This window comes from Tolypothrix campylonemoides VB511288_2 (assembly GCF_045999855.1).
In the GTDB taxonomy this organism is placed as follows: domain Bacteria; phylum Cyanobacteriota; class Cyanobacteriia; order Cyanobacteriales; family Nostocaceae; genus Scytonema; species Scytonema bouteillei_A.
The window spans coordinates 52,894-77,993 of record NZ_JBFPMW010000019.1; the positions used below are offsets into that span (position 1 = coordinate 52,894).

Here is a 25,100-nt window from a genome sequence, read left to right on the forward strand (position 1 = left end):
CCCACAACTAACGACGAAGTTTCCCCTGACGTTCGCATTTAAAACCTTGCCGTTGCCAAACATCCATCTTCACTTCTGCCAGTTGTGTGACAGAAGAACAGCGCGGTTGAATGATGGGGCTTAACCCCGCCCACAATAAACTGCGTGTGATGTCTAATCCTGTTTTCAACCAAGACTCTTGATTACCGGGGACACCTTGCTCTTGAACAATTTCTGTTTCTACCCAAATACCTTGAGCGCCAAAGAAAATCTGTGCCAACCATTTAGCTCGAGGTAAATGAGTAGGTGAGGTAATCATTTTTACTTTACGGACTTTCCACTGACGTAAAATTGGAATACCATAGTAAAAATTCCCAAAAGTAGAATCTGCACATTTTTCCAGCCAAACGTTCTGGATTTGGTCTGCTTCTTGCTGGAAAATCAACCAGATACACGGGTCTTGGGAACCTTGAGAAATCAGAACCGGAATTTGTGGATATTGTTTTGCCAATTTTGCAACATAAATTTCTCGTCTTATACTTCCACCAAGTACAAAAAAGGCATCTACAGGCTTGGAGGAGGCAGAAATTAGGGTTATAGTGTTAAAAACCAGCAAGGTGGCTAATACAATACACAGTCCAAGAACTAGTTTCTGTAAAAATTGCCACTTTTTACCGGACAGTATTGCCTTGAGGTTGAATCTACTGTTTGTTACTTGGCGTTTCATTAAGTGTTTAATACCACTCTATTTTAGGTGAATTCTGCTACACCGATCTAACTAGCTAAATGCTATCTTAATAGAGTAATAACGATCGCAGAATGGCACGCATCAAAGTGCCACAATATAGCATTAAGCTTGCGGAAAACGCGAGCTATGTTATAACAACTGGTTGAAAGGTGACCCAGTATTCTTAAAGAAACATCAAGGAAAGTTAATGAAGAAGGTTTACACAAACAAAAAAATCTATAGTCCTTAAAAAACCTGATTGCTACACTGTCAACAACACAATTATTCCAGCTAATATACATGAATCAATCTGCAAAACGCCACTCGCCGCTCCAAGTAGCCCTGATCGGTGGAGCTATAGCTTCAACGGCCTCTCTTTCTGTATTTGGTCCGGTCTGGTGTCATTCGGTGCGTGCTGCACTTCAAGATAGCCCGAAGGCGATAGTTGATGAAGTATGGCAACTTGTAAATCGTGAGTATGTCGATTCTTCGTTCAACAAACAGAACTGGTTAGCAATTCGCCAGAGTTTGCTAGGTAAAGATTATACCTCCCGCGATGAAGCTTATGTTGCTATTCGGGAAGCTTTAGAAAAATTGGGCGATCCTTACACTCGCTTTATGGACCCCAAACAGTACGAAGCTCTTACCAATCAAACATCTGGAGAAGTCTCTGGAATTGGTATCCGGATGGAATTTAATGAAAAAAACAAGCAGCTGACTGTTGTAGAAGCTATTGAAAATTCTCCTGCACTGAAAGCGGGTGTAAAAGCAGGAGACACGATCCTAGCAATTGATGGCAAACCCACTCAACAAATGAAAGTGGAAGACGCCTCTAAGCTCATTCGCGGCAAATCAGGCACTATGGTAACTTTGCGCTTGGGACGCGAAGGACAGCCATCCTTTGATGTGAAGCTAACACGAGCAACTATTGAAGTGCCAACAGTACGTTATACCCTCAAGCAAGAAGGTAAGCGGCGTATTGGCTATATTCGTTTGCGGGAGTTCAGCGCTCACGCTTCAAGTCAAATGCGACGCGCTATCCGCAATTTGAATGCTCAAAAAGTTGATGGCTATGTGTTGGATTTACGTAGCAATCCGGGTGGTTTGTTACAGGCTAGTATTGAAATTGCTCGAATGTGGCTCGACAACGGAGCAATTGTTAAAACTGTAGACCGTGAGGGCGGTAGCGAGGAAACTAAAGCAAATCACACTGCTATAACAAATAGCCCCCTAGTGGTCTTGGTCGATAACAATTCCGCAAGTGCTAGCGAGATTCTCACAGGAGCACTGAAAGACAATAACCGAGCAGTCGTTATTGGCAGTCAAACTTTTGGAAAAGCACTAGTACAGTCAGTTCACGAACTTACAGATGGTTCCGGTGTTGCTGTCACCATCGCTCACTATTATACTCCTAAAGGAACAGATATTAATCACAAAGGCATCGCCCCAGATATTAAATTAGACTTAACAGAAGCACAGCAGCGTCAGTTAGCAGCAAATCCCGATTTGCTGGGAACTCAGAATGACCCTCATTATGCGCGAGCACTCTCCATCCTATCCACCAACGGTCTTGCTCAGCCCGTATCACCAAAACAACCGTTACAGTCGTTGACCAACAGCGCTAACGATTTGAAATTGTAGCTAAATGGCTAATGGCTAATAGCTAATGGCTAATAGCTATTAGCCACTAGCTATTAGCCACTAGCCATAAACAATTTATGTTTTTGCCAAAAATATCGGTAATTATACCTATTTATAATGGAGAAGCAGATTTACCAGAACTCATATCTAACCTAGTAAATCAAACTTACCCCAAGGAGAAAGTAGAGTATTTATTGGTAGATAACAACAGTCGCGATCGCACGACCACTCTACTCCAATCTGCTGCTGAAAATAGTCCAATTACAATTCACCCTTTAAGCGAAACAAAAATTCAAAGTTCTTACGCTGCTCGTAACGTTGGTATTCGCACTGCCACTGGTGAGATACTGGCTTTTACTGATGCAGATTGTCGTCCGGAACCGGAATGGTTGAAGTCACTCATTGCGCCTTTTGAGAATCGAGATGTAGCGATCGTTGCGGGTGAAGTTGTGGCGTTGCACGGAACCACATTACTAGAACAACACGCAGACCGACAAGACACGTTATCTCAGAAACACACTCTTGCTCATCCCTTTTATCCCTACGGTCAAACTGCGAACTTGGCTGTTCGACGGGAAGCTTTTGAAAAAATAGGGTTATTTCGTCCTTACCTGACCACTGGTGGAGATGCAGATATTTGTTGGCGTATCTTACAGCAAAATATAGGACGTCTGGAATTTGCTCCTGAAGCCATCGTCAAACACCGTCACCGCGCAACATTGAAAGAACTGGAAAGTCAATGGCGGCGCTACGGGCGTTCAAATCGCTATTTACACGAACTGCATGGTGTGGAGTTAATGCGGGATATGAAGCGAGCAGAGTACTTCTACCGCTTTGGGCGTTGGGTATTTAAGGAACTGCCAAGAGATACGATAAAAGCTGTTCTCGGTAAAGCGAGCCTTGTGGATCTATTAGGTACTCCTATTGGGTTATTTACAGCTAAAGCACGCGCTCAAGGGCAAAGAGATGCTCAATTACCAGAAAATGCCAAAACTATTGAGTGGCTAAACAGCGATCGGTGACCGATAATCAGTTTGTTCGTTCTCAGGTGGAGCCTGGGAACGAAACCCACTACTGCGCGTTTGTTAAGTTCTTATAAAATTTCCTTTTATGCTGAGTTATTAATTTGACTTTGCTAAAGAGAAGTGCAGACATGGTAAATAAATATACATTATTTTCTTTTTATTAAAAAAATTTATTAACACACTCAAACTTAAAAGTCAAAACAATAGATCGCCTTTTATTTTCTTTATCTTCTCCTTATTGTCATTAAATTTCGCTAAATTGGAGAAAAGTAGTGGTAAGGATACCGTAGATGGCAGGACAATTGTTACTGGTAGATGATGAGCCGGGATTGCGTGAAGCAGTGAAAGATTATTTGCAAGAGAGCGGTTTCAGCGTTCAGGTTGCCAGTAACGCCCGAGAGGGCTGGGAGTTAGTGCAACAGAACCTACCAGATTTGGTCATCTCAGACATTATGATGCCTCAGGTGGATGGCTACCAATTCCTCAAGCAATTGCGAGATGACCCTCGTTTTCGCTCGCTCCCCGTGATATTTCTCACTGCAAAAGGAATGACAACCGACCGCATTCAAGGTTACCAGGCAGGTGTTGATGCTTATCTGCCAAAACCTTTCGATCCTGACGAGTTAGTAGCGATTGTGGAGAATTTATTAGAACGCCGTTCCTCTCGCACTCCTGCACCCACTGAAGATGGCGAAGCGCTCAATATTACAGAACTTGCCAATCAGATTGCTCAAATTAAAGCTTTGTTGACTCAGAAAAGTGCAATTGCTCAATCCCCAGCCCCTTTTGCTATTGACTTAACTCCTAGAGAACAAAGCGTTCTCAATCTAGTTGCTGAGGGGTTAATGAATAAAGAAATTGCTCGGCGCTTAGATACTAGTGTCCGAAATGTAGAAAAATACGTTAGCCGTTTGTTTAGTAAGACTGGAACTAACAGTCGCACAGAGTTGGTTCGTTTTGCTTTGGAACACGGTTTGGCAAAGTAACAGTGACCGTGGGTCACTGTTAATGGTAGAAATGATTACCCTGAAATTTAAATTATTAGAAACATAATCCCGCTTAAAGGTGCGGATAATTGCTATATCTAGTCTAGGTAGGCACCCATTGGTTCCCGTAACCTTACTAAGGATTAAGGTAAATACTAGCTCTAGTACTAAGGTGGGTAAGAGGAAATAAAATAAGCCGAGTCATTGAGAGAACAAGTAAGCTCAGTGGCAAACTTAAAAAAATTCACCTTTCTACACCCAAGAATCGGAGCGAGCCAAGACATGGGATGTCCTTGACTACTGAGTGACGTCAGTTGCATTGCGTAAACGCATCAGCTGGCGTCTCATTTGTGGAGAGGCTTTTAACTCGGAGACTTCTTGCGCCTTTACAGAAGCTTGTAACGTTTCTAAAAAGTCGTCAGAGCCTTCAGTTAAAGCATCTAGCAGTACTTGCAAAAGCTGATCGCGATCGCCTAAAAGACTTTTTTCCTCAATCAACCTAAATTTGAGATGTATTTCACACTCATAAACACCTACGTCGATGCTATTGACTTGGCGTGGTAATGCTTTGGAGTTCATAGATTTTAGGAGTCCTTCGCTAGATGGTTATTTGGTTGAAGAGTGCTTAAAAGCAAGCAAGTGTTCTTTATAATTTTTTCGACATCCAAAATGTTTGAATTAAGAGTTTTTGTGTTTCAACAAACTTGGTCTTGCATTTTTCTCTCCTGTGTATTTTCCGGCTTGACTTTTTTGTCTGGTTTTTTGGTTTCTGTCCTAGCTATGGTTCAAGGAGACCATAAACTATTATTCAGTTTTTATGATTCTATACAATAAAGTTTCTGTAAGAAGTAGTTCTATCTTTTTAAAGGTTTTTACATCAACTTTATCTAAACGTCAATAACAGTTTGAGTTTTTACTGAATCACTGGTGGTAATACGTAAGTAAATTCGCTGGTTATTTTCTATCTAAAGAAAGCCAGACATTGCTGTGACAGAATTCCGTAGAAATAACTAAACGTACATTTTTTCATTTGACAAAAACAAGAGACATAGAAGGAACAAAGCAGTTGGGGAAAAATTTTTTTCTAAGGAAAAATATTGACACAGATCGAATTATTCCAGTTAAATATTTAACCCCAGTTCTTTCCTAGCATATGGAGCAAGGTCATGCTTGGTAGCTAAACTTGAGAAAGTGACCAGTAAAAGAGTACTACTCCTTTTTATGAAATGACAACAAAACCGGAAAATTCTATTGGGCTGGGGGTTAGACGCTAGCGGATGCGAAAAGAATTATTCTCATATTGAGCGAGCGCAAATGTTTGCCGTGGAACTGCCTTCACCATAGCTAGCTGTCCTCTATTCTTCAAATGCCAGACCGCTACAACTCCTTTACGGTTCCAGTGGAGACGAAAACACTCAACCTTCAGAAGACAGCGTGGGAGCTAGTGTTGAGTTTTGCGTTCAGCAATTCTAGGTTCTCCTCAGATCCTAGTTTAAAATGAGTGAGAGCGAGATCACCCAATTCATCACTGAACAGATCCATGGACAATCCAATGTTAGTCAAGTCCACAACTCGGCATATCAGAATTTTTGCAGCTGAGATAGATCCGGATGGAGAACTGGTTCCTAGCAGTCAGGTTTTAACCCTAGATGTTGACCCAGACAATGAATTTAATTGGAATGAAGATGCTCTCCAAAGAGTGTATCGGAAATTTGATGAATTGGTGGAAACATATAGTGGTGCAGATCTGACAGATTATAACCTACGTCGCATTGGTTCGGATTTGGAACATTTTGTGCGAGGTCTCCTGCATAAAGGCGAAATCAGCTACAGTCTCACCGGACGTGTGGTTAACTACAGTATGGGGCTTCCTCAAGTCGCAGCAGACGACCAGAAAGAAGCATACGGGCTGTAGTCGCGCTCGGGGATTGGGGACTGGGGATTGGGGGTTATCGAAGAGACGAGGGGCGTAGAGACACAGGAAAGCCGAGAGTCTCTAGCCCTGCGTCCGGGGCGACAACCCCAAGGGGTCACGCTCACCCCGTCTTCTATAAGTCGCTCATCTTAGCTGGGGTTCAATCCCCATCTGAGATGTCCCCGCGTCCCACATTCTCCGCGTCTCTTCCTTGATTCTCCCTTGTCCCCCCTGTCTTCCCTGTCATCCTTATCCCCTCTCACCCGTCACCTGTCATCAGTTCCCAATCCCTATTCCAATGCTCAAATTTGTCAGTGTCCTGTTAGGATTGCAGCCTGCATGGATATTGGTTGTTTTGCTTAACTCCTCAGTGAATGCGGCTAAACTTATCGGACGTGCTATTTTAAATGCTGATACCTTTGCCCCAGGATTAACTACAGGTTTGTTTAAGAAAACCAATCGCACAACTCCTTTTGTCAATGCACAACCAGTACAGGGTTTTTCGGGTGCGATCGCTGCTTCTAGAAAAGGTACATATCTGGTCATTTCGGATAACGGTTTTGGAGCAAAAGCGAATTCCCCCGATTATGTGTTGCGGCTTTACGCAGTAGAACCCGATTTCACAACAGGTCGAGTTTTTCCTATAAATATACAAACTGGTGAAAGACTTCAAAGCTTTAATCGTCAGAGTTTTATAGAATTAAATGATAGAAACAGAAAAGTTAATTTCCCTATTGTTGCCGATTTAACTTTTTATCCAAATAGTACAAATTCAGTCAGCAAGGTTATTAAAGAGAATCGCTTGCTGACTGGGGGAGATTTTGATATTGAATCTTTCCGTCAAATCAACGATGGTACTTACTGGATGGGGGACGAATTCGGTCCGTTTTTGCTACATCTTGGAAAAGATGGGGAACTTTTAGATGCGCCAGTTCCTTTGCCCTTGTTCTTGAAAAATGATAAGTTAAATTTTATAAAATCTCCCGACCATCCCGATCTGGCTAATTTAGCAGATGATGAAGCACGAGTAACAGCTGCTATTCTTCCCGGTTCTAAAGGGTTTGAAGGGTTGGCACTCAATAGTAGCGGTACAAAACTTTATGCGATGCTAGAAGGGGCATTAGTGCAAGAGCCGCAAAAAAAGCGCCTGTTAATATATGAATTCGACTTAACTAGCAAACAGTATTCCGGAAAAACTTTTTCCTATCTTATGGAAGATTCCAGTCACGCCATAGGAGAACTGACAGCGATAAACGATCGAGAGTTTATTGTCATAGAACGGGATAACACCCAAGGAGATCCGAACAAACCAGCATTTAAAACCCCCGCTCAATTCAAACGCCTATACAAAATCAATATTACGAAGATGAACAAAGAAGGTTTTTTAGAAAAAGAATTATTGGTAGATTTATTAAAAATTCGAGACCCTAAAGGTATCGGAGGTCAAGACACTGTCAATGGTGTGTTTGCGTTTCCTTTTGTAACTATCGAGACTGTACTACCTGTAGATGACAGAACGTTACTAGTTGTGAACGACAATAATTACGCCGATACCAGAGGTCGGAATCCCAAACAGATTGATAATACAGAATTCATTTTAATCAAGCTTGACCGATGACTTGTTAATTTTTGATGAAGCTTGTTCAATCTGTATCATTTGCTGAAGAAAAGTTAGATAAACTTTCATTAAGATAACCTACCACAGAAATGCTAAGGTTTTAATAATCTGGTAACAATAGTTTAATATCTTTATGTTTTTCAACTTACAATCATTAATAGAGAGGTGTCGAAATTAACTTTATGCCTCAGACAATAGGGGTTATGCAAGTAAATTCAGTTCATATTGTTGCATACAGTCATGCAGACAGGGTACTTATTCCCTTAGTTGGGCAAATTTTTCAGAACACTTTGCACCCTAGTTTTGTCCGCAAGTTAAAATCGCGATCCAAAATTGGATATATCAAGAGTGGTAAAAAGTACCGCTAAGTATATGCTGTTGAGAAAATGCCAATAGAGCCGATCGGTGCGAAGACTATGGAAAATGACGCGGCAATGCTCTGCCCCAATGAATCCTGTCAGACTCCAAACTCCCTGACATCAAAGTTCTGCCAAAAATGCTGTACGCTACTGCCCAAGCGGTATCTTTGGGCAGTAGCAGATGGTATAAGCGTGGCTCAACCAAAAGAGTTATTAGCCGATCGCTATTTAGTCATCAGCAAATCTGTTCTTTTAGACACAAAACCTGGTTTACCGCCTCAAACACCAGATGTAGAAAGCGTACCAGCGGTTAGACCGTACTTAAGGTTATTTCCCTACCGATTGTATGTACCGCAAGTGTATGGAGTATTACAACTAGAAGGAACGACATCCAGAGAAATCTTACTGCTAGAAAAGCCACCGCTGTGTATCAAAGAGACAGCGGAGTTAGATGTGCAATTAGAAAGCGAGCTAACGACGGCTTGGCAAACAGCAACATCAATGCGCCAACTGAATTGGTTGTGGCAAATAGCTCATTTATGGCAGCCCTTAGCAGGTGAGGGGGTAGCTTCAAGTTTACTGACCCCAGAAGTCCTGAGGGCAGAAGGTCCGTTGGTACGCCTGCTAGAACTGCGTTATGACAAACAAACCCCCAATTTGGCAGAATTGGGGGAATTTTGGCAGCAGCAATTATGCCACAAGGTAAGACCAGCAATCGCGGAATTTGTCAAGGAAATATGCCGTTCTTTAATCAGCCAAGAGATGAGATCGGCAGAGCAACTCATAGCCGTTTTGGACAAAGGGCTAGCAGAAGTAGGCAAGTGGCAAAAACCCACAATCAAAATTTCTACGAAAAGCGACATTGGCCCCAATCGCCCGCGCAATGAAGATTCCTGCTACCCACCTAGTGGAACTGTGGTCAGCAAACCACCACACCAAACAGCAATAGCGATCGTTTGCGATGGAATTGGCGGACACGAGGGAGGAAGTGTAGCATCCAATTTGGCAATCGAGACCATCTACCAGCAGATGCACGATCTGGTAACCATTCCTCCCGACCATATCAGCCCTGCAAACCTGCTAGAAGATTTAGAACGAGCAGCTGCAGTTGCCAACGACAAAATTAGCCAACGTAACGACAGCGAACACCGACAGGGGCGTCAGCGCATGGGTACAACCCTAGTGATGGCATTGCCTGTTGCTCACGAAATGTACATCGCTCACGTTGGTGACAGCCGCGCTTATTGGATTACGCGAGCAGGTTGTTATCAGGTAACGCTAGACGATGATGTGGCTTCGCGAGAAGTGCGCCTGGGCTACGCTACATACCGAGATGCCGTGCAACAGGGAGCATCAGGCTCATTGGTACAAGCTTTAGGCATGAGTGCTAGCAGTTCGTTACACCCAACTTCCCAACGGTTTATCGTTGACGAAGATAGCGTTTTCTTATTATGTTCGGACGGGTTGAGTGATTTTGACCGTGTAGAACAGTACTGGGAAACAGAAATTTTACCAATTTTAGATAAGAATTTGGATATAGCCAGTGCTACGGATAAGTTGGTGGAAATTGCTAACAATCAAAACGGACATGATAATGTCACGATCGCTCTAGTCCACTGTCAAGTTCAATACTCAGAGCCGCAATCAGTCATCAAACCGCCGAGCGTAGATCTTTCCACCATAGCAGTCAACAGTCGCCCAACTGTATTGCCACAAGAGCACGCTCGCAATCAAAAAACTGAAGTCGTTACTGCCGAGCAGCATCCAACATTCAATATTTCACCACATCTGGTAGTTCTTCCAATCCTACTGTCAGTAGCTGCTTTATTGGGATTACTGGCATGGCAGCAAGATTGGTTTTCGCTTCTAGCGGGAAAAGTTAACATCCCCAATCTTGGTGGCGTTCCATCATCCCCTGATAATTCCAACAGCCCCATTGGTGAGGATGGAAGAATTATTGTGACCGATCGTCAAGAATCTTTTAAGACACATCCATCGCCAGAAAGTAATATTGATGTCCCAGCACGCAGTATTTTGCTAGAAATTCCACCGGCATCAGCAACAGCTAACAATCCCACAGATCGAGATTTGTCTTGGGTTTATTTTAAAGTTTGTTCTGTAGGCGGAATACAAAATCAGCCGACTTCTTTATCCACACCAGGAGATGGCGATTTAGTGTCGAATTCCCCCTCCCCACGTCCTAAAAGCCAACTTTTCAAAGGGCAAATAGTCAAAATTGCTCCTTCCCAACGCAAAAACTTAACCCTTAATCCAGCTACACAGACTCAAAGGAAACAATGTCAGTCTCACTCACGCCAACCAAATACCTCTAGTTCAGGAGATTTATCGGGTGAAACGGAACCTCCAGTACCTACGGCTTCCACTCAACCAAAACCAACTAAAGGTACTAAGAATTCATCAGAACAGTAGCGCTGAGTCAAAAAATCGATAAACTGGTAGAAGCCTGAAAAATAAGGGTAATAACTTTAGATAAAAAACTTGAAAGGCAAAGAAAGTTGCCATTTCAAATGGTTATTTGAAATTATTGGACTTGACCTGTTTAGATTAACGAAGATAAACGAATCCATGCCATCTTTAAACCTGGCGATCGCCCGCCTTAGTACCGGCACCGACAGTTTTGCCATTTGGGTGGTGAATGCTCCCAACCCCAGTGGCTATGTTTTGCGTGACTGTCTGTGGCCTCCTCTTCTCTCCCAAGCGTGGCAAGAGTGGCAGGCGATGTTTTCCGGTCATAGTCGCTTGGATATTTCCCCAGGAACAACACCTCCACCAAAAACTCCACTTCCCCTAGATGGAATGACACCATCTACCGGTCAAAGCACCAGTTACAGCAGTCGTTTGATGCAATTCTTGGGCATTAGCTTGTGGAGTTGGGTGTTTGATGGAGCTATTCTCAATAGCTTTGAACACAGCCGTGGTTTGGCAGCAGGTCAACATATGCGGTTGCACGTCCGGTTAGAAATTCGCGACCCGGATTTGATTGCCTTGCCTTGGGAAATTATGCAGCGCGAAGCAGGTCAATCAGCAATTTCACTTTCGCAACAGATACTCTTCAGTCGCACCACCAGTCAAGTTGAATCCCTACCATATTTACGCGCCGATCAAGCTCTAAACATACTTTTGGTATTAGGTCAAGATGAAAAGCTGGAATTGGAAAAAGAAGCAGCTATTCTAGAACAAACGCTTTCTAACGGTTCTCTTATAGGGAGTCATTACAGCGGCTACGCGCCTTGTATGGTGACAACACTCCTGCAACCCACTCCACAAGAGTTGATTCAACAACTAGAAACAAAAGCGTACAACATCTTGTTTTATGCAGGACACGGTTTACCCGGACCGGATGGGGGCTTGCTATTTTTACAACGACAACCAGATTTAACTCTTAATGGTATGGAGTTGGCACAGGTTCTCAACCGTACAGGTGTAAAATTAGCAGTATTTAATTCCTGCTGGGGAGCGCAACCCGCCCAAAGCAATCACCAAGCCATTCCTTACAGCAGTTTGTCAGAAGTCCTGATACGTCAAGGGGTACCTGCTGTATTGGCAATGCGCGATGAAATAGCAGATCGCGAAAGCCACACTTTTATTCAAGCCTTTGCCCACGCACTGCGATCGCGAAAACCCATTGATGAAGCAGTCGCAGAAGCAAGACAACAACTACTGACCATTTACAAATTCAATCAACCCGCTTGGACTTTGCCAGTCCTTTACTTGCATCCAGACTACAATGGCGAATTAATCAGAAGTTTTGACGAAAGTATTACAGAACTCCCAGAAACTTCTATCCCCGGTATAGCTTCCATGCTTCCCAATGCTTCGTTGCGATCGCTTTCTTCCGGAGGAAAAACTTGGTCGCTGCGACCGGGAGTCACTCGTATCGGTCGTACTACAGAAAATGATATTGTCATACCAGAACCTTCGGTTTCCAAACGGCATGCCGAAATTTTGTGTCGCAATACTTTTACAGGTGCTACCCCAGTGCGAAATTACTATCTGCAAGATTTATCCACTTACGGTACAACTTGGATTTTACGCGGTAACAGTTGGCAACAAATCCACCGTCAGGAAGTCCCTTTACAATCTGGAATGCAGTTAAAGTTTGGAAGTACAAAAAGTCAACCCTGGGAATTTACAATCGACAATACTTGAAAACTTGAAGTACGCATTCTCAGGCTGCATCTGTTGCTAGAAAAAAATTCATTTTTTCGGTAAATCTAATTTTTTTGCGGAAAACAGACTGAGGCAGCTGTAGCTCTCATTACCACAATAAAACAACAAGGAAGGCGACAAATGGTTAACAATATCAACGGTTCTAACACTTTTAAAACTTCTCAAGTAGAATTAGAACTCCTACATACACTCCTAGAAGACGAAGATGCTACATATCCTTGGAACCCCACGGAAGAACACTCTGATGACTACTATTTGCAAATAGAGCAGCAGTTCCAAATGGAGGATGTGCTTAATGAAGAACTCGCGATGCGTTCAAGCAGTTTCTACAACACATTAGACACACTCTGGTCTGGGTTATTTAATTCCGAACACTACAAGCATAATACAAAATCTGCTTTTCTGTCCGAGCTTCAACAAAATTTACAAGCAAGTTTTGCCAATCGCATACCTCAAGACTGGCTCAAGAGCATTGCTCAAAAAGCAACCGAGATGTTGAATTCCCAACAATCCGTCGGCGAACAACTCGTACAGTGCGTTCAAAGTGTATTACCCCAATGGGATGCAGATGACTTATTTGTGATGGCACGACCCCTAGCATTTGCTATGAGAAGCGGCGAAACTCAAACCGAAAATTCTGTAATTGATATGGTTGGGAACCGCGAATGGACAAATATTTCAGAAATTGAAAAAGCTAAAGTTAGTATGGCGATCGCTTATCACGCGCTCAAGCAACTTAAGAGCATTCAGGAGGAAGCTTAAAAAGTACAATTGTACTTTGGTCGGCGCTTTCTTTGACAGGGGGCAAGTTGCTCTATATTACAGGCGACACAAACAGGATTGTTCTTTCTCAACGCAGCAATTGCCTATTATCTGCAGACATAAAACCCCCTTTTAATTCAAAAACAGCGATCGGCGATGGGTAAATTAACAGAAGAGTATTACTTTCCGAGAAAACGTGTAGCAAAGTTTTGCGATCGAGTTGGTGAAAGTGCGCGAGCTTTAAGAATTGCTGCCATCAAGAATGCATAAGACAGCACCCCAACAACCACTAATAAAAAGCCATTAAGCACGCCCGTTGCGTTCCATAATGCGTGCAATCCAGATGCGGTCAAATAACCAACGAGTAGTATTTGCCAACTTTTAGAGGGTTTGAGAACTGCCAAACCAATAAAGTATCCAAAATAACCGCTATAAGCCATGTGTCCGGCGACAGAACCCAAGATTCGGGGAATCAGCAGTTGTAACCCTACGAGTTGACCTGCATCTTGTCCTGATTCTTCTAGGAAGGTTTGAGTAATTTGAGGCACGTATTGCCTGAGGGTTTCTGTCATTGTGAAACCGACGGCTGAAGCTGTTCCCAGTAAAATTCCATCAAGAGGTTCCGAAACACCTACACGTTCGCGCCATGGCGATGGTAAAAATTTGCCGATAAAATACGCTCCAAAAATAGGGATTGCTTTCAGCAATTCTTCCATCAAGCCAGCACCAAAAAACATTCGTACTAGCAATTCCGTAAAGGTGACAGATTCTTGTTCTGTTGGCAGATTACCGGGTAAAATATTGCGAAATACAAATATAAATAAATCTAATACGGGAGTTCCCAAACTCTTCAAGGGATACCCCAAAATTTGTGCGGTCGTTAATGCTGAAATCATCAGCACCCACCAAGGCTTTTGCTTACCACACAACTGGTAAATAAAGTAGTAGGCAACAAAAGCTATGTAAGTTGCCACAACTTTTTGGTTCATATTGTTTGGCTGACCTACAGTCGCAAACATCAATACCACAAATACCACCGTGATGATTCCCGGTATGAGGTAAGCTTTACGAGTGAGATCTTTACCAGTAGAAATAATGGGAAACAGTTGCGTGAAACTCAGATAATCTTGGCCCGGTGGGGGACCGGGATTGTAATGAGTTGTCGGTGATTGGTGCTGATTGGCAGGAGGAAGCGGGCTTGCACTTGTTTGAAAAACGACTGTAGTTTGGTAGTTAAGCTCGTACTCAAAAAAGAATTCTGGACCATCTGGACCCAGAGTGATGCGGTCTCCTGACATCAATTGCTGGCAACCTTGTAACCGTTGTCCGTTGAGATAAGTCCCATTAGCACTATTTAAATCACAGATTACCCAGCTAGATTCTGCGTCTGGCGATGAAGGGAGAGGACGAACAACTGCATGGCGACGAGATACCATGCGATACATCATGGCGTCTAGAACAAGCTGGCAACTTGGGTCTCGTCCAATGACTACTTCTTGGGTAGGAAGTAGCGCGTGTTGAACTTCTGACACAAAAGCAGCTCCTTTGCCAGTCACTTGCCGCAGAATTGCTTTCTGTCTTGCGTTTTTTCCTGTCATCGAGTTACAGGGTAGTTTAATCTATTATCTAAAATAATTTGGCAGTAATACGAAACCATAACCACCCGATAGCAAAATTTCTAAATAGAATTTGGCTTACTTCATACAAAGATACTTGCCATATTGTGCAAGCTTCATAATAGGGCCAGATCGATTGTGAATATAAAGTGGAAACCCTAATCGACAGATACCAGTTCTAGATGCTCTACTTTAGTGCCCAAAACCTTGAGAAATGCGGCTAACCAACGAGGATGAGCCGGCCAAGCTGGCGCTGTGACTAAATTACCATCAACAACCACTTCATCAACTGGAACATTTACATAAGTCCCACCAGCAAGACGTACATCCGGGCTACAAGCTGGGTAAGCAGTACAACTCTTACCTTGTAGAACATCAGCAGCAGCCAATAACTGCAGACCGTGACAGATGGCAGCAATCGGCTTATTTGCTTCAGCAAAGTGACGGGTGATGGCGATCGCTCTGGAATTCAGGCGAATATACTCTGGTGCTCGCCCTCCAGGAACGAGTAGGGCATCATAACTGTTGGGGTCTACTTCTGCAAAAGTGGCATTTAAGGTAAAGTTATGACCGGGCTTTTCACTGTATGTCTGGTCCCCTTCAAAATCGTGGACAGCTGTCCTGACTGTCTCACCAGCTTTTTTGTCAGGGCAAACCGCATGAACCGTATGTCCCACCATTTGCAACGCTTGGAAGGGAACCATTACCTCGTAGTCTTCTACATAGTCTCCCACTAGCATCAGAAGTTTTTTGGCTGCCATTGTCAGTTTCCCCTGTGTTATGTTATTTGACAATACTATGCTAAAGTCCATTTAAGTTGCAACTTGAGCAATTGCTCAATCTCTTATAGAGTGGGCATCCTGTCCGCTCAAATTCTGTGGTTTTAATTTTTCTGCTTGTTGCTAGAACGAATTATCAAATAACTGATAGATAAAGCTAGAACGGCAATTCCCAAACCTATAATATCGATACCCGTAACTTTTTCTAAATCGAGAATGATAATCTTACGAGAAACAGCAATTAAAGAAGTTACAATAACTAATTCAACCTGAAAAACGTGCTTCCGAAGATAAGCAGTGATATTTTCTAAGATTTCTAAAGCAATTAAAATATTTAAAAATAAACCAAATATTTTAAATAATGTAGTATTAAACTTTCCGTAAGGAGTATCAAATAGTTCTTTGACAAGAAAGACTACCAGGTCTCCAATTGCTACCAGAATAACTAACACCATCAAAAGAGATAGAACTTTGGAAACTAGCACTTCTATATCTTCAATGAAGTGCATAAAGCTCTCATCTCTTAAGGCTTCTTTGATTCGTTTAATCGCTCTCTTCATGTGCAGCACCTATTTCTACGTAGGGTGGGGGTTGCCAGCGGACCTTGTATGGACAGTATTGCCTACTCCACACTCAGGAAAATTTTTATGAAAAATTTAGGATTACTATAAGATTTTACGTTGCGTTTTGTCATCGCGATCGCAAGAATAATAACCAATAAGTAATGTTACTCATAGAAATCATTGATGGCAACACTGCCCTCGCACGTGAAATTTGCCCCTACACACATTGATTTTCAGAGGTTCCAAGATACCCGACTTCTCAAAGGCATTCCCAGACAGAGCAACCGGATTGAGGTGAGGGGTCAGACTTATGATTCGCCAGCAGCATCCCCAAGGAGGTTGGGGGATCTGAGCAAACTTACAAAACTATTTTTCGATCTGCTGTCGTAATTCTGGATTTGTTAAAGGAGCTAAATAATCAAAAATTTCTCGATCTCCAAAGTACGCGGCTATTGCCAAAGAGAAGTTTCCACCATCTCTGATTTCATTCACATCTGCACCCGCTTCTACCAGGAGTTTGACAGCGTCAAAATTTCGACTGCTAACAGCGCACATGAGTGGCGTCCAAGATTCAGGGTCTTTTAAGGGAATATTTACAACTGCACCTGCATTAAGAAGTAATTTAAGTATCTCCAAATTTCCTTGAGAAGCTGCTACGGCTAAAGGCGTCTCACAATCATAAATTACCCGATCTTCATCATTGACTTCAGCCCCTAACTCAATTAATAAGCGAACAATTTTTATATTATTCTCGCGGACAGCTTCACTTAAAAGTATTGTTCCGCTTGCTTCTTTGATGCTAGTTCTATCACTGGCTATGAGTTGACGTAATTTAGTGACATCACCGGATTTTATAGCTGCTACAAACTTACGCATAATTATGCCGACTCCGCCTTAATAATATCTATCCTATTCAGGACTCAAATTCCAGATTTTTGGAAGATTTGTATTGCAGACAGCACACAAGAATAGATTATTTTTGACTATATTTACCTGACGACATACAGGACAGCGGCGAAAAATGAACTCAGTACTAAAATGACCAGGATGAGGAATTGGAATTTGTTCCAGTGCTTTTTCAACTTGAGACCATGATTCTGGCTCCGGACAATATCCAGTAGATTGGTTTGTAATTTCAAGTACTTCAAAATTCTGCTTGTTGTAGGCAAAAAATATCTCTCCAGCTGATAGTACAGATTTGCCGCCTGCACAAGCTACATGCTCGGAGTGGCGGTCTGCAACACAAATGTAGCCTTCAGAGTCAACCATGAAAGTGGCTGCGATCGCTCCTCCAATGTTCGGCTTCTGCTGAGTTTGATTTATCCAACGTTTTAAATCATCTACTGATTTAATCCTGGTTCCAACAGGATAACCAGCAACAGAAAGTCTGATATTCTCGGGACCTCTATATTTATATAATTTTGCCATTTTCAGACATATCAAAATCTTTTAGTCATAAATACTGCGAAACTCTGTCTTCCAAGGCAAGTGATGGCAATGCGAGGGGATTTACTGTGTTTAGTGTAATTGCATTCATGCCACTTCCACAATGGAAACAACTTTATCATTGCCATTATCGGGTACATACTCCAACAGTTCTCCGGGCTGGCAGTTTAATACTCTACAAATTCCATTCAGCCTTTCAGGAGCCAATCTTGGCATTTCATCAACCTTACGCAATCTGTAAACAGAATTTTCAGTGATACCTAACGCTTCAGCTAAATCTTTGTTCCTGACACGCTTTCGCGCCATCACCTCATTTAATTTCCAACGAATCACTTTATTTGCGGACATACACTACATCCCCAGTTTAAAAGTTCTTAGGCGTAGATTTATCTACCTCTCAATATTATCATAAGAAGTTGTTTTATAATAATTAGAAATAGAATATACTACGTTTAATGTAGAATATTCATAGTGCGGATGAGATTAAAAAGACTAAAAAATCTGCCAAAAAACAAAGGCGATCGCTCTGACACCAGTCAAAATGCGCTCGCCCTCTAGAAAAACTAAATCAAACCCTATGATGCCACAACTTCAGGCTTTTACACCAAACGAACAAATTCTTGCTCAACGAGAATTCAATCAATACATCTTCGCCCAAGCCAATGCCATAGCACCAGAAACCCCTGGTGATTCCTTTGATACACTCGCTCAGGCAACCCAAAACATCCTGACTCACGCCATGATGCTTGCCCAACAAAAAGAGCATTTATCCAAAAGAGAGTATAAAAAGCGGCTTTTGCAATACGGTTGGAAAAATGAAGACCGTCCATACTTAAAAGTGGCTGAAGTATTTAAGCACTTCTCAAGTCAAGATTTAGCGCAAATCGAGCCAGCAACTCTCTTCCGCTTGGCAAATAATCCCAAAAAGTACCAAAGCGTTATTAACCAGCTGCTCTCTTCACCAGAAATTACCCAACAAACAGTTCGAGACCTCATTGCCCAGCAGCAACCACCCAAGGAATCAAAACAGGAATTACCCAGTATTTGGCGGCGGACGAAGAATGGACGGCGTTACTGCCAAATCCCACCGATTCATGAGAGTGACGAGCGAACTGGCACTACCTTGCAAAAGATGATAGATGAGGAAGGGTTAACGGCACAGCGCGTTGTGGCTGAGGCTATAGCATTGCGGCAGGCGTACATGGAAGGGCGGCTAGTGTTGGTGGAAAATTCTAAGCCATCTGGTGAAGAAGTTTGGGTTGAGGACTTTAACACGAATGCTAACACTGAGGTGTCTAAGGAAAACACGGTGGGTGAATGGACTTTCGAGCCAGAACTGGAAAAAGATAATTTTACGAAGGATTGTGATGCTATTGTTGAACTCCAACCAGATCGCTGCACCCAGTCTCCCGTTGAGTTGTTGATTGAGACGTTGCAGAATGCTAACACTTGGGAGCAAATAAGAGTTGCTGTGGCTGTTCTTAAGGATTACAAGCAAGAGGCATGGATGGCTCTGACACCCGTGGAGAAGAAGCGGGTGAGAGGGTTGATGCCAATTGAGGTGAAAAAATTGTCACGGGCGAAGAAAGCCGGCTTAATTGTTGACTTTCAAGAACTCAGAGAGGGTGTTTATCAGGTACGGCGAATGGGGAATGTATTGGCGGAAGTCGTGAGTTCCTCAAGGTTGGATACTTTTGTGGCACAGTTGAGAGGCAACGGGTAAAACTTTGCTTGAGGTGCCATTAGAAGTTTGCAGATTGACGCGATGGCTGCAGTTGATAATTAGCGACTGTTAGATCGACAGTTACAGGAACAATCTGTACTGCACAAGCTTTTAATTCTGGTTGTAAGGAGTCGGGACAGGATTCTGGGTGAGTTAGAGCATTGGCTTCAGCATTATCTGCCCACAAAGCCCCCCAGTGCATGGGAACAAACACTGTACCGGGTGCGATCGCACGAGTGACTTTGACTGGAAACTTCGCTTTGCCACGACGCGATCGCACTTCCACACATTGATTATCGTCCACGTTGAGAGTTGCTGCATCACGGGGATGGATTTCAATGAACGGTTCGGGATGCATTTGACGGGTTTTTTCAATCCGACCTGTACGCGTTTGGGTATGCCAGTGTCCGTAAAGCCTTCCAGTTGTCAGCACGAAAGGATAATTGGGATCTGGGGGTTCAGCCAATCCTCGCGAGTGGTATGCTGCAAATCGGGCACGTCCATCTGGGGTAGGAAAACGTAAATCGGTGTAGAGCCTTTTAGAGGGAGTAGGGTTAGTACTGGTACATGGCCATTGAAGTGGACCCTGTGCTCGAAGCCGTTCGTGACTGATAGCTGTCATATCACAAGGGCGATTGCGAGTCAATTTGACAAACTCAGAGTAAACTTCACTTGAGTTAGCAAAAGCAAACTCTTTCACATAGCCCAGCCTGCGTCCAACTTCGGCAAAAATTTCCCAATCTGCTTTGGCTTCTCCCGGTGGCTGACGAAATGCCGGACATAAAGTGACTCTTCTTTCGGAATTGGTCATGACACCAGTTTTCTCGCTCCACTGAGCAGCTGGTAACAAGACATGAGCATAAGCTGCTGTTTCTGTTGGATAATAAGCGTCCTGGTAAACAGTAAAAGGCGATCGCAACAACGCCGCTTTAGTACGCTCTAAATCTGGCATACTCACAGCAGGATTGGTAGCAGCAATCCACAAAAGCCCTACAACACCATTTTCCAGTCCGGTTATCATATCCCAAGCCGTTAAACCAGGTGTGGGAGAAATTCGTCCTGATGGGAGTCCCCACAGTTCCTCGACTTCTGCTCGGTGCTGGGGATTTTTCACCAATCGGTAACCAGGTAATAAGTGCGCTAAACCTCCCGCCTCGCGCCCCCCCATTGCATTGGGTTGACCTGTCAGAGAAAATGGTCCCGCTCCAGGCTTACCAATTTGCCCGGTCATCAAGTGGAGGTTAATAATTGTTCTAACCTTAGCCGTTCCTTCAGAGGATTGGTTTACACCCATTGACCACAAAGACAGAACTCGCTGAGAGTCACCCCAGTAACGCGCTGCTGTTTCTAAATCTTCAACACTAATCCCGCATTGATGAGCAACGATTTCTGGGGAATAATGGCGAATCACTTCTGCATATAAAGGAAAGTTACTGGTACAATCCTCAATAAATCCAGGATCGATATAGCCCCAACGCATCAACAAATGAGCAATCCCGTTTAACAAGTCAATATCTGTTCCGGGGCGAATCGCTAAATGTAAGTCTGCAGCTTCTGCGGTTGGTGTACGGCGCGGATCGACCACAATCATTTTGACTTTGCGATTCTTTTTACGGTACTTCTCCAGTCTATTGAAAATAATGGGGTGGCATTCAGCTGTGTTGGTGCCAATTAAAAACGCACAGTCAGTTAATTCTAAATCTTCATAACAACAGGGAGGACCATCCGAACCAAAGCTTTGAATGTAGCCAGCTACTGCACTCGACATACACAAGCGAGAGTTAGCATCAAAATTATTGCTTCCCAAACATCCTTTCAAAAGTTTCTGGGCGATGTAGTAGTCCTCAGTTTGAAACTGACCGGAACCATACATGCAAATAGCTTCCGGTCCTTGAGTGTAGCGTACTGTTTGAATGCGTTTAACGATGATATCAAAAGCTTCATCCCAAGTAGCACGACGAAACTTTTGATCTAAAGAGTCTCGTACCATGGGATAGTGGAGTCTATTCTTATCCAAAGATTCTGCTATAGTGGCACCTTTGACACAAACCATTCCCTGGCTTGATGGGTGTGCTTTATCTCCTCGCACTCGCCAAGTAGGATTTCCCTGACTATCTCTGTGAGTTGCTTTCCCAAGTTGTGCTGGGGGTGATACTTCCAATCCACAGCCAACACCACAATAAGGACAAAGAGTTTTGGTAAATTCAGTCATGATAAAAATTTATGATTGCCGAAGAATTGTAGAGAAATAATTGTATTTCTTTATACCTATTTATCGATCGACTGATAAGGTAACGTGAGTTCGATAAACTTTACCCTTACTCCCTCCCCTCTTCTACAAAAGGGAGAGAGCAACTTTACGATGGGGGTTTGGGATGAAGTCTGCTTTGACTTCGTCAAACTCACGTTAAGGTACGAGAACCCTTGTTCGTGAAGGGATTTTATTCTTCTGCTAAAATTCCGGAATTACGGGCAATATTTTGAGTTTCTTGTGCTGGAGATTCTCCTTCATAAGCACCAGCAAAAGAGCCTTTTGGTTCTTTTAAGAAGAAAGCACACAGACAAGCACAAATCATAGCTGCTATACCCATTGTGGCAAATAGTGTTGTTGGGTTGGTCAAGCTGTAAATTGTGAGATAAACTACGCCACCAAAATTACCGTATGCTCCTACATTGCCTGCAATTTGTCCCGTGGCTTCTTTTTTAATCAAAGGTACAATACCGTAAGTTGCACCGCAGCCAGCTTGGGCAAAATATGCAGCAAACATAGTAGCTGCGATCGCAAGTGGTAAAGGCCAACTGCTGTTGATAGAGTGCGCCATCAAATATCCTATAGCAATCCCAACACTGATAACAGTCATCGTCCATTTGCGAGAGCCTAACTTATCAGAAATTAATCCTCCACTAGGACGAGAAATTAGGTTTAAGAAGGGATAGCTAGCAGCTATCATTCCAGCAATCACATGCTCTAAACCAAAGGTTTTCTCAAAAAATGCAGGGAGCATGGAGACAGCAGCAAGTTCCGAACCAAAGTTAGTGACGTAAGTAAATTCCAGTAAAGCGACTTGACCAAAATGATACCTTTCTGAAGGAGCGTAAGTTTTCTTACCAGCAAGCAGTTCTTTATTCACTTGCCAAGCTTTGTATGTTTGGTACGCAAACAAGCCACCTAACAGTACCCAAATTAAGTACATTTGGCTTGGATTGAAAAAGTGAATATTTTTTTGTGTCAAACGCCAAGCAAGTAAACCTAGGGCAAAAATTAAACCAAAATTCGAGAGAATCATCGCCCAGAAGCTTTTAACACTAGTTACTTCTAGAGCACCATTTTTCTTAGGAGTCTTATAGACTTTACCGGGAGGCGTATCTTGGACGCTGTTGTAGTAGATTGCGCCATAAATAGCAGCGACGATACCTGTTAGGGCGATCGCAAACCGCCAGTTAGAAGCTCCACCAGTCATAAAGCTAGCAGCAACAGCAATCAGAGGTAAGCTAAACTCCGCTCCAAAAGCCCCAAAGTTACCCCAACCACCATAAATACCTTGAGCAATTCCAATCTCTTTAGGAGGGAACCATTCCGATACCATCCGAATACCAACCACAAAGCCCGCACCGACAATACCCATCAGCAGGCGGCTGATAACGAGATGGTGAAAATTCTGTGACAGTGCTGTTGCAAGACAAGGAACAGCCGCAAACATTAGCAGCAATGTGTAGGTAATTTTAGGACCAAAACGATCCAGAAGCATACCAATAATAATGCGTGCTGGAATCGTCAGAGCAAGGTTGCAAATACCCAACGTTTTAATTTGCTCTGGTGCAAGATGAAGTTCCTTCCCAATAGTTGTAGCAAAGGGAGCAAAGTTAAACCAGCAAACAAAAGTTAGAAAGAACGCAAACCAAGTTTGATGCAGAATGCGGTAGCGACCTTGAAACGAAAATAATCCTTTTAGCATGATAAAAAAATTGTTGTTAGTGGTTGGTTGTTAGTGGTTGGTTGTAAATAACCGCTAACTATTAGACCGTTACTGCTTCTCGCAAGCGTGCGTCAAAGTGTTCGATAATGAGTTCGCGTAAAACTGGTAACAAGTCTTCGCAGGGAATTCCTTTGGCTACACACGAGCCCAGGTGAGCATCTTTGCCAACTTTGCCACCCATATATATGTCAACACCTTCCACTGCTTTACCATTTTTACGAGCTTTGGTTCCCATCAAACCAATATCTGCCACTTGAGGCTGTCCGCAGGAGTTAGGACAACCTGTCCAATGAATTCGCACCGGATGAGTCACTTCTAACTCCTTTTCGAGTTCTTTAATCATGGCTAATGCACGATTTTTAGTTTCGATGAGAGCAAAGTTACAAAACTGTGCGCCGGTGCAAGAGACCAATGCTCTTGTTAGAGGAGCTGGGTTAACACTAAACTTCTCTAGAAGGGGCTCCGTTAGTAGAGTTTCCAACCGCGAATCAGAAACGTCTGGGATAATGAAGTTCTCTTCCACAGTCAGGCGAATTTCCCCACTGCCATAAACTTCTGCCAAACGGGCCATTTCAAACAGATCTTCGGCATATAATCGACCCACAGGAACGTGCAAGCCTACATAATTTAATCCCGGTTGTTTCTGCTTGTAGACTCCAATGTGGTCGCGTTTTTCCCAGTCAATTTCATCTTTTGCTGCTGCACCAAGCAATGGTTTGCCTAACTTACTTTCAACTTCATTACGGAATTTTTCTATACCCCACTCATCAATTAACCACATCAAGCGGGATTTCAGACGATTTGCACGCGAGCCATTATCACGAAAAACTTCCAAAACGGCTCTACAAACAGCGACAACATCCTCAGGCGGAACCCAAGCATTTAGCGGAATTGCTGCTTCACAACGTTTGGCAGAGAAAAAGCCGCCAACGAGGATGTTAAAGCCAAATTGTCGGGATTGGGAACCGGAAGTTGGAGACTGAGCGGTCTGTTGCTCTCCTTCTCCCTTATCCCCACTTCCCTTCTCTTCCCAGAAAGCGGGGACAAAAGCCAAATCGTTGATTTCAGCGTGAACTGAGTTATCACGTCCACCCGTAATGGCAATATTAAACTTGCGTGGAAGGTTGGTAAATTCAGGGTTTCCTTCGCCCTTGTTGGTGACCATATCTTGAATTTGTTGCACCAACTCTCGTGTATCGAACAATTCCTCTGCATCTAGCCCTGCAACGGGATCGCCAGTGATATTGCGAACGTTGTCCATCCCTGACTGTATGCTGGTTAAGCCGACTGCATGGAATTTCTCGAATATGTCTGGAAGGTCTTCAATACGAATACCCCGCAGTTGAATATTCTGTCTGGTTGTAATATCTGCGCTACCGTCGTCGCCGTAACGCTGTATGACTTCCGCTAAGACACGCATTTGGTCGGTGGTGATAATACCGTTAGGCATTCGCAACCGCATCATAAACTTCCCAGGAGTGACAGGGCGAAAAAATACGCCCATCCACTTAAGTCTGTGGTCGCGGTCGGTTTCATCCATTGCTTCCCAACCTAGAGATGCAAATTTCTCTATTTCTGCCTTAACAGCAAGTCCGTCTTTTTCAGCTTTGAATTTTTCAAACTTATTTAAGCTGGCTGTGGAGGTAGATACTTTGTCAGTCATAGTCTCACTTTAGATTATGGTTTGTTGGTTTTGGCTGACTTTTTGTGTGTTCGCAAAGCGCAAGCCTCATCCGGCTTATCGCAGTTCTCTTCAAATGAGATACAATTTCAGTTTGGGAAAATGCCTACAA

Annotated in this window: 20 protein-coding genes; 9 read left to right on the forward strand and 11 right to left on the reverse strand. The window is 43.2% G+C overall.

The annotated features are described in order from the left end of the window. Positions 1-7: 7 nt before the first annotated feature. Positions 8-706: a YdcF family protein gene (locus AB0756_RS36845; RefSeq protein ID WP_038087577.1), complete on the reverse strand. Its 699-nt coding sequence runs from the start codon at positions 704-706 to the stop codon at positions 8-10. 300 nt (positions 707-1,006) lie between these two features. On the opposite strand from AB0756_RS36845, the gene ctpB reads away from it, so the two are divergent. The 3 genes from ctpB (at position 1,007) to AB0756_RS36860 (ending at position 4,358) form a co-directional block, all read left to right on the forward strand. Next, the gene (gene ctpB / locus AB0756_RS36850) at positions 1,007-2,347 is read left to right on the forward strand and encodes a carboxyl-terminal processing protease CtpB (RefSeq protein ID WP_038087574.1); all 1,341 of its coding nucleotides are present in this window, start codon (positions 1,007-1,009) and stop codon (positions 2,345-2,347) included. A 77-nt stretch (positions 2,348-2,424) separates the two neighbouring features. Next, a complete protein-coding gene (locus AB0756_RS36855; RefSeq protein ID WP_050045620.1) occupies positions 2,425-3,369 on the forward strand; it encodes a glycosyltransferase in 945 nt (314 codons plus the stop codon). A 293-nt stretch (positions 3,370-3,662) separates the two neighbouring features. Beyond that, positions 3,663-4,358, forward strand: a complete 696-nt coding sequence (locus AB0756_RS36860) for a response regulator transcription factor (protein WP_038087572.1) — start codon at positions 3,663-3,665, stop codon at positions 4,356-4,358. A gap of 297 nt (positions 4,359-4,655) precedes the next feature. Here AB0756_RS36860 and AB0756_RS36865 read toward each other — a convergent pair whose 3' ends face one another. Beyond that, entirely contained in the window at positions 4,656-4,937 is a 282-nt protein-coding gene (locus AB0756_RS36865) for an Npun_R1517 family heterocyst differentiation transcriptional regulator (protein WP_038087569.1), read from the reverse strand. Positions 4,938-5,898: 961 nt separating this feature from the next. Between AB0756_RS36865 and ndhM the strand changes: the two genes are divergently transcribed. From ndhM to AB0756_RS36890, 5 genes are all read left to right on the forward strand, one after another. Continuing rightward, positions 5,899-6,273, forward strand: a complete 375-nt coding sequence (gene ndhM / locus AB0756_RS36870; RefSeq protein ID WP_038087566.1) for an NAD(P)H-quinone oxidoreductase subunit M — start codon at positions 5,899-5,901, stop codon at positions 6,271-6,273. A gap of 298 nt (positions 6,274-6,571) precedes the next feature. Beyond that, positions 6,572-7,891, forward strand: a complete 1,320-nt coding sequence (locus AB0756_RS36875; protein WP_038087562.1) for an esterase-like activity of phytase family protein — start codon at positions 6,572-6,574, stop codon at positions 7,889-7,891. A gap of 416 nt (positions 7,892-8,307) precedes the next feature. After that, a complete protein-coding gene (locus AB0756_RS36880; RefSeq protein WP_082051679.1) occupies positions 8,308-10,680 on the forward strand; it encodes a PP2C family protein-serine/threonine phosphatase in 2,373 nt (790 codons plus the stop codon). Between the two features lie 156 nt (positions 10,681-10,836). Beyond that, entirely contained in the window at positions 10,837-12,420 is a 1,584-nt protein-coding gene (locus AB0756_RS36885) for a CHAT domain-containing protein (protein ID WP_038087601.1), read from the forward strand. Positions 12,421-12,561: 141 nt separating this feature from the next. Further along, the gene (locus AB0756_RS36890) at positions 12,562-13,203 is read left to right on the forward strand and encodes a hypothetical protein (RefSeq protein ID WP_038087559.1); all 642 of its coding nucleotides are present in this window, start codon (positions 12,562-12,564) and stop codon (positions 13,201-13,203) included. A gap of 179 nt (positions 13,204-13,382) precedes the next feature. Here AB0756_RS36890 and AB0756_RS36895 read toward each other — a convergent pair whose 3' ends face one another. From AB0756_RS36895 to AB0756_RS36920, 6 genes are all read right to left on the reverse strand, one after another. Continuing rightward, the gene (locus tag AB0756_RS36895; protein WP_038087554.1) at positions 13,383-14,801 is read right to left on the reverse strand and encodes a PrsW family glutamic-type intramembrane protease; all 1,419 of its coding nucleotides are present in this window, start codon (positions 14,799-14,801) and stop codon (positions 13,383-13,385) included. Positions 14,802-14,977: 176 nt separating this feature from the next. Continuing rightward, positions 14,978-15,580 carry a DJ-1/PfpI family protein gene (locus AB0756_RS36900; RefSeq protein ID WP_038087550.1) on the reverse strand — a complete coding sequence of 201 codons (603 nt, stop codon included), beginning with the start codon at positions 15,578-15,580 and terminating at the stop codon, positions 14,978-14,980. A 122-nt stretch (positions 15,581-15,702) separates the two neighbouring features. After that, positions 15,703-16,158 carry a phosphate-starvation-inducible PsiE family protein gene (locus tag AB0756_RS36905; protein ID WP_038087547.1) on the reverse strand — a complete coding sequence of 152 codons (456 nt, stop codon included), beginning with the start codon at positions 16,156-16,158 and terminating at the stop codon, positions 15,703-15,705. A 369-nt stretch (positions 16,159-16,527) separates the two neighbouring features. Then, entirely contained in the window at positions 16,528-17,037 is a 510-nt protein-coding gene (locus AB0756_RS36910; protein ID WP_050045618.1) for an ankyrin repeat domain-containing protein, read from the reverse strand. Between the two features lie 33 nt (positions 17,038-17,070). Beyond that, positions 17,071-17,589, reverse strand: a complete 519-nt coding sequence (locus AB0756_RS36915; protein WP_038087544.1) for a hypothetical protein — start codon at positions 17,587-17,589, stop codon at positions 17,071-17,073. 105 nt (positions 17,590-17,694) lie between these two features. Continuing rightward, the gene (locus AB0756_RS36920) at positions 17,695-17,955 is read right to left on the reverse strand and encodes a helix-turn-helix domain-containing protein (RefSeq protein ID WP_038087541.1); all 261 of its coding nucleotides are present in this window, start codon (positions 17,953-17,955) and stop codon (positions 17,695-17,697) included. Positions 17,956-18,184: 229 nt separating this feature from the next. Between AB0756_RS36920 and AB0756_RS36925 the strand changes: the two genes are divergently transcribed. Next, positions 18,185-19,330, forward strand: a complete 1,146-nt coding sequence (locus AB0756_RS36925) for a hypothetical protein (RefSeq protein WP_237265911.1) — start codon at positions 18,185-18,187, stop codon at positions 19,328-19,330. A gap of 19 nt (positions 19,331-19,349) precedes the next feature. Here AB0756_RS36925 and AB0756_RS36930 read toward each other — a convergent pair whose 3' ends face one another. The 3 genes from AB0756_RS36930 to AB0756_RS36940 all read right to left on the reverse strand — a co-directional run bounded on the left by AB0756_RS36930 (position 19,350) and on the right by AB0756_RS36940 (position 24,970). After that, positions 19,350-21,542 carry a molybdopterin oxidoreductase family protein gene (locus AB0756_RS36930; RefSeq protein WP_038087538.1) on the reverse strand — a complete coding sequence of 731 codons (2,193 nt, stop codon included), beginning with the start codon at positions 21,540-21,542 and terminating at the stop codon, positions 19,350-19,352. A gap of 229 nt (positions 21,543-21,771) precedes the next feature. Continuing rightward, the gene (locus AB0756_RS36935; protein WP_038087535.1) at positions 21,772-23,286 is read right to left on the reverse strand and encodes a NarK family nitrate/nitrite MFS transporter; all 1,515 of its coding nucleotides are present in this window, start codon (positions 23,284-23,286) and stop codon (positions 21,772-21,774) included. A 61-nt stretch (positions 23,287-23,347) separates the two neighbouring features. Further along, entirely contained in the window at positions 23,348-24,970 is a 1,623-nt protein-coding gene (locus AB0756_RS36940) for a ferredoxin--nitrite reductase (protein ID WP_038087531.1), read from the reverse strand. Between the last annotated feature and the right edge of the window lie 130 nt (positions 24,971-25,100).

Coding starts and splice junctions, on each gene's coding strand:
- AB0756_RS36865 (WP_038087569.1), bottom strand. CDS start 4,937: ATGAACTCCAAAGCATTACCACGCCAAGTCAATAGCATCGACGTAGGT.
- AB0756_RS36915 (WP_038087544.1), bottom strand. CDS start 17,589: ATGGCAAAATTATATAAATATAGAGGTCCCGAGAATATCAGACTTTCT.
- AB0756_RS36900 (WP_038087550.1), bottom strand. CDS start 15,580: ATGGCAGCCAAAAAACTTCTGATGCTAGTGGGAGACTATGTAGAAGAC.
- AB0756_RS36880 (WP_082051679.1), top strand. CDS start 8,308: ATGGAAAATGACGCGGCAATGCTCTGCCCCAATGAATCCTGTCAGACT.
- AB0756_RS36860 (WP_038087572.1), top strand. CDS start 3,663: ATGGCAGGACAATTGTTACTGGTAGATGATGAGCCGGGATTGCGTGAA.
- AB0756_RS36890 (WP_038087559.1), top strand. CDS start 12,562: ATGGTTAACAATATCAACGGTTCTAACACTTTTAAAACTTCTCAAGTA.
- AB0756_RS36845 (WP_038087577.1), bottom strand. CDS start 706: ATGAAACGCCAAGTAACAAACAGTAGATTCAACCTCAAGGCAATACTG.
- AB0756_RS36875 (WP_038087562.1), top strand. CDS start 6,572: ATGCTCAAATTTGTCAGTGTCCTGTTAGGATTGCAGCCTGCATGGATA.
- AB0756_RS36925 (WP_237265911.1), top strand. CDS start 18,185: ATGATGCCACAACTTCAGGCTTTTACACCAAACGAACAAATTCTTGCT.
- AB0756_RS36910 (WP_050045618.1), bottom strand. CDS start 17,037: ATGCGTAAGTTTGTAGCAGCTATAAAATCCGGTGATGTCACTAAATTA.
- AB0756_RS36930 (WP_038087538.1), bottom strand. CDS start 21,542: ATGACTGAATTTACCAAAACTCTTTGTCCTTATTGTGGTGTTGGCTGT.
- ndhM (WP_038087566.1), top strand. CDS start 5,899: ATGGACAATCCAATGTTAGTCAAGTCCACAACTCGGCATATCAGAATT.
- AB0756_RS36940 (WP_038087531.1), bottom strand. CDS start 24,970: ATGACTGACAAAGTATCTACCTCCACAGCCAGCTTAAATAAGTTTGAA.
- AB0756_RS36905 (WP_038087547.1), bottom strand. CDS start 16,158: ATGAAGAGAGCGATTAAACGAATCAAAGAAGCCTTAAGAGATGAGAGC.
- AB0756_RS36920 (WP_038087541.1), bottom strand. CDS start 17,955: ATGTCCGCAAATAAAGTGATTCGTTGGAAATTAAATGAGGTGATGGCG.
- ctpB (WP_038087574.1), top strand. CDS start 1,007: ATGAATCAATCTGCAAAACGCCACTCGCCGCTCCAAGTAGCCCTGATC.
- AB0756_RS36935 (WP_038087535.1), bottom strand. CDS start 23,286: ATGCTAAAAGGATTATTTTCGTTTCAAGGTCGCTACCGCATTCTGCAT.
- AB0756_RS36855 (WP_050045620.1), top strand. CDS start 2,425: ATGTTTTTGCCAAAAATATCGGTAATTATACCTATTTATAATGGAGAA.
- AB0756_RS36885 (WP_038087601.1), top strand. CDS start 10,837: ATGCCATCTTTAAACCTGGCGATCGCCCGCCTTAGTACCGGCACCGAC.
- AB0756_RS36895 (WP_038087554.1), bottom strand. CDS start 14,801: ATGACAGGAAAAAACGCAAGACAGAAAGCAATTCTGCGGCAAGTGACT.